General features: G+C 57.0%; 4 protein-coding genes. 1 reads left to right on the forward strand and 3 read right to left on the reverse strand.

Annotated elements, in window-relative coordinates:
• The first annotated feature begins 834 nt into the window (after positions 1-834).
• Positions 835-1,329: a MucR family transcriptional regulator gene (locus tag IFT54_RS20060; protein ID WP_446740692.1), complete on the forward strand. Its 495-nt coding sequence runs from the start codon at positions 835-837 to the stop codon at positions 1,327-1,329.
• A gap of 110 nt (positions 1,330-1,439) precedes the next feature.
• On the opposite strand, the gene IFT54_RS20065 is transcribed toward IFT54_RS20060, so the two are convergent.
• The 3 genes from IFT54_RS20065 to IFT54_RS20075 form a co-directional block, all read right to left on the reverse strand.
• Positions 1,440-2,072 carry a tyrosine-type recombinase/integrase gene (locus IFT54_RS20065; RefSeq protein ID WP_192071971.1) on the reverse strand — a complete coding sequence of 211 codons (633 nt, stop codon included), beginning with the start codon at positions 2,070-2,072 and terminating at the stop codon, positions 1,440-1,442.
• A gap of 253 nt (positions 2,073-2,325) precedes the next feature.
• Positions 2,326-3,324, reverse strand: coding sequence for a hypothetical protein (locus IFT54_RS20070; protein ID WP_192071972.1), 999 nt, complete (start codon positions 3,322-3,324; stop codon positions 2,326-2,328).
• Between the two features lie 182 nt (positions 3,325-3,506).
• A complete protein-coding gene (locus IFT54_RS20075) occupies positions 3,507-3,800 on the reverse strand; it encodes a hypothetical protein (protein ID WP_192071973.1) in 294 nt (97 codons plus the stop codon).
• Positions 3,801-4,339 lie beyond the last annotated feature (539 nt).

Genomic DNA, 4,339 nt, shown 5'->3' on the forward strand with positions numbered 1-4,339 from the left:
TGCTGTCCAGTTTGACGCTGCTTATAGCGGTTGGTCATATGAACCGCGGCAGCCTGATCGGAATGTCCGTTAGCCACCAATTCCGGCCGTTCCGCTCACGCCCAATTGCGGACGTCGCACGCTCGTGAGATTGTCGGGCGAGGTCAGCGCGGAGAAGGCTTGTGTCGTTTCTACACGTAGCTGCAGCAGCAGCATTGCAATCCATTTCCACCGCTCCCCAAATACCAGTTGCGGCGGGATCCTTTAAAAGCATCGTGGTGGCACTCGAAGCCGCCAAAAGCTGCGGCATTGAGCAATTTAAGGTGGAAATGTACCCCACCTCTTGGGCTGGCGACGCCCGCCTTTACCTGTCGCAGAACACAAAGGATGCGAGCGTTGGATGCCTCAACCGGTGGCTCACACGTAATGGAAAACGACTAGCCTTGGTACCCAGATGGTTGAATGACGACTTCAGCCGCGACGCGCCATAAATGGACCATGGTTACGTCCGCTCACCACCAATTCCGGCCATTTCGCTGCCGTCCATGGCCTGACCATAGGTGTCATCGGCAGTAGCAGCAGAGCCAAAAATTGCCGGACTGCGCCCCGCCAACCTTGAAGATCATTTGGCTCATGCTCGCACGAAGGTGCGCATATTGGGCGCAAATGTATTCAATAATGTGTCGTTCTTACCCTGCTTCCCTCACGGCCAAAATGGCACAATCACTTACATATTGGCATCGTTTGCATCGCTACTTATTTATGCGGAGATTTGGTTGATTGCTTCAGTCGCATGCAGCCGCGGTTGTTTTTGTAAAAAGGAGACCCCAAATGGCAGCGACATATGTGGAGTGAATGATGTCTGACGAAACTATTCAGCTAGACGCCGTCGAGCTTGCAACCGAGCTGACGATTGCATGGTTGTCGAACCCAAACACGCGAACATCAGCAGATGACGTTCCAGCGTTTCTCGCCCAGATGCACTCCAGCGTTCAATCTCTAATCGGCGGTGCCAACGAGGCGAACGCCCCTGTCGCTGATACCGAGCAATATACCCCCGCAGTGTCGGCCCGTAAGTCGCTGGCCAACCCGGACTTCATCGTCAGCATGATCGATGGCAAGCCATACAAGACACTTCGCCGACACCTCACGACGCACGGACTGACGCCAGAAGAATACCGCGAGCGGTACAATCTGAAGGCTGATTATCCGATGGTTGCAACGACCTATTCGGAAGCGCGCCGTGCGATGGCCCATAGGATTGGCTTGGGTAGCAGCCGCAGCGGCGATGGCACGGCATCGAAGGCTCCAGCAAAATCCAAAAGGCCAAAAGTTGAAACGGCCGAGTAGGTAAAAGCTGGCTTCCATTGGGGGCCAGCCTTTGGGCGGCAGGGGAAGGGCTGCTTCTGCCGCTCGTCCGTCCGGTCCGGCTTCTCACAGTGGCGAGAAGCCGGTGTAGGTTACACCTCGATGCCCTCTGACAAGGTCAAAGCGTCTTCGACATCGACGCCAAGGTAGCGGACGGTATTCTCAATCTTGGCGTGGCCGAGTAGGATCTGCACCGCTCGAAGATTGCCCGACGCCTTGTAGATGATGGAAGCCTTGGTCCGCCGAAGCGAGTGCGTCCCATACTCTTCGCGGCGCAGCCCTATCCCGTTCACCCATTCGGCTACCAGCCGGGCGTACTGGCGGGTACTGAGCGGGCGGGAATGATCGGTTCGGCTAGGAAAGACATAGTCGGCAAGCGAACCACCTCGCCTCTCCAGCCATGCCAGCAAGCTTGCTCGGGCGTCCGCCATCAACTCGAACTGCACCGGCCTACCTGTTTTCGCCTGAACGACGATCGCACGGGTTCGGACATGGCCACCAAGGACGATATCGCCGATCCTCATCCTCACCACATCGCAACCACGCAGCTTGCTGTCGATCGCCAGGTCAAACAACGCTCGATCCCGCAGTCGCTGGTGCTGATCGAGGAAGAAGCGAATGGCCCAGACCTGTCGCGGCTTGAGTGCACGCTTGGCACCCACCTTGCGCCCGCCGTTCCAGGGGGGGCGTTTGCCTGCGATTGGATCGAACTCTGACGTACCCATAGCTTTCTCTCCGTGGCCATCATGGCCAAGGAGAGGACGTGCACGGGGTAGCATGGCTTTCCAGAGGGGGCATTTACGCTGGATTGCTAGGTGCATTCAGTTTGAACTGCGGCATTCGAAAAGCAGTCGTTCCGCAGTTGCCCAGTTGCAGACATTGACGGATGGTACGCCGCTCAAAGCATGTCGGCTGAACTAGCCCGTATCTGCTGCAGAGGCTGCGTAATGGCAGCTAAAGGGTGTCGCCGTAAGCTCGTTACTGCGGAGGGTCCTGTTCCCGTGGAGACTGGGTCTGCGGAGGTGAAGCAGTCACTTCGACGCCGAGGTTAAGAGCCCCTGCATAAGGTCCACCGATCACGTCCATGGTAATACTTCGAGCCGGCCGTGTCCCTGATGAGGGCGCAGTTTGCGCACCGCAACTAGTGTCCGAAGTACAAGCCCAATAGGATCCACCAACCCACCTCGCATCGAGATTGATGGTGGTTTGAGCTGGAAGGTAGCCGGCCATTGGCAGGTAAGCTGGCTTGGCCCACGTAGGAGCCGTTCGCATCGCGTGAACGTTCCCGACCAAGACAAGCACCCGCGCGTCTTGTTTTACCCTGTTAACCAGGGATGAGGCGAGTGCATACTCGTAATCACCTGCGTTATATCCGCCGGGACCGGGATTGTACAACGGTTGGAAAGCAACGACGCTTATAATCCGCCCTGCCGCTCGCAATTCGCGCAGCCTCTGGAAAAGATGGAAGTACGCTTCACTTGACCGGCCATCCTTCATCGGCTGGGTCCATATTCTGCTCCTCAAGAAATGCGATATCGCCGCTGCACCGCCATCGGAGCCAATGAAATCATCTATCGCGGGCTGCTCGGTGGTCACTTGTTCGACTGCGATGATCACCGGTCGGGATGTCGAAGCTAGGCATGCTAGATCACCAAAAATTACTGGCGTCTCTTTGGTCCCGTGTATTTCTCCCACCACAATCCAGCGGAGATCGGTGCGATTGACGAGCGTGTCGGCTCCAGTAATCGGGCTGCATTGTACGGGGCGCAGCTTGGCTTTGAACGTTCTCGCTAAGGGCGCCAGCTTGTCCTGTGGACCAACCGTTGCCCATTCGATATCGGATACTTGTCGCGCTTTCTGGTCTGCGTTGAAGATGGCCGTCATCTCAGAGTTCGATGGCTCATTCATAATGCGATTTGCCGCACTCGACGGTACAGCTAGTGCCAGCAGAGATAGGGCAATCATACGCCTGAACATTATTAGGCCTTCGCGCTTGATACGTGGTGCGGCAAGCTGGCCTAGTTCAGGGGCTGTCTACAAGTCATCATGTGCGGACCATCGTTGGTTGTGAAAGCCACCTCGCCCAAGGCTGATCGCGCTCGGGCTATCCCTGGAGGTGCGGGTGCCGCGTCGAAAGCGGACGGTCTGCAGTCCACCAACTACTGACGATCGCGCGTACTTTTGACGTAGTTGAATATGGCAGATGCCGTGGCCGCTGCGGCTTGGGGGTCGACATGCGTGAGCCCCATGTGCTCTGCCGCTATTCTAATTAGATATTGAGCAGCGTCGCCTTCGGACCCACCCTCCTCGCTCATACCCACCACATGCAGCAGGTAACGATCATACTCGTCTGGTGCGTCCGCCTTCCAAGCGTCGTCAAGTCCGATGGGGTTCCAAAGCAACCAGCCGATCTGCCGCAGTCGATCCAGTTTTGCGGGCGGTGTGTGGCTCATTGAAGCAGGGTCGCAGGATTAGGTTCTGCTATCCAGCCCGATCGCTGCGAAGCTGCCCTTCCGCTTGCTGCCAATCCCGGTCATTCCGCTAACGCCCACTTGCGGCCGTTCCCGAGCCATGGCTAGTGCCCAAATGGCTGCTGATCCCGATACGAGTTCGAAAAGCAAGACGTGCTTTGAGGAGCGGCTAAGCAAGATCGTCAAGCATAAGCCGGCGGAGACACTGGAGTGATTTGGGTCTGGACGGCCATAGGCGTGGCAGTAGCAGCCTACTGCATTGTAACCGGCGTTATGTTTCTGCGACAAAAGCGCCATGTGTGGGGCGTCGCCGGAATTGTTCTAGGTTTGGCTGTCCTGTTCATGCCCGTGCCGGGAGTGACAGGCCCGGTGAAGATTGATCTACCCGCCCGATAGGCAGCCATGTTGGTCGTACAACGATTGCATCCGAGCCACACTGTGTCCCTCCGCCCAATAGCGGACAACCCGAAGGTGTGCGACAAAGGGGGATGAAGCTATGGTACACCCTCGTTCTCTTAACT

Origin of the sequence: Sphingomonas sp. CFBP 13714, from assembly GCF_014842205.1 — a bacterium.
In the GTDB taxonomy this organism is placed as follows: Bacteria; Pseudomonadota; Alphaproteobacteria; order Sphingomonadales; family Sphingomonadaceae; genus Sphingomonas; species Sphingomonas aerolata.